Here is a 434-nt window from a genome sequence, read left to right on the forward strand (position 1 = left end):
CTCTCGTTCCGCGATGGCTGGAGACTCTTCGGTAGCAAGGTCACCCAGCAAGACATGAAGCGACAGGAGACGCGCGGCAAACTCGCCGAACTCGACTGGAGCACCCGACAGCAACTCTACTTAGTGCTCATCTTCGCCGGTGGCCTCGCACTCGGAATGTTCGGTCCCGCGCTCGCAACGTCCATCGCTGGCGGCGGTGGAGGCGGCGGCATCGGTGGTGGAATCAGTCTCCCGCTCTTCGTCAGCGCCCTTCCGGGGGTGTTCTGAATGTCGGGCCGATTCTCAGACCGCGTCTTCACGCTCTCGATGATTCTTATGCTCCTAGTCATGGACGTTGTTCAGTTCAACTTGCTTCACGATCTGGGGGCTATCGACCAAACGGGAGTTGAAGCGATCAGAACTGCACTATGGCCCAGTTCGGGACTCTTGATTGT

At 58.8% G+C, this 434-nt stretch carries 1 pseudogene; it reads left to right on the top strand.

The window, feature by feature from the left end:
* A pseudogene (locus DVK00_RS21085) lies at positions 1-267 on the top strand (hypothetical protein); the annotation flags it as partial.
* Positions 268-434 lie beyond the last annotated feature (167 nt).

Origin of the sequence: Haloarcula sp. Atlit-47R (genome assembly GCF_003665985.1) — an archaeon.
GTDB classification, from domain to species: domain Archaea; phylum Halobacteriota; class Halobacteria; order Halobacteriales; family Haloarculaceae; genus Haloarcula; species Haloarcula taiwanensis.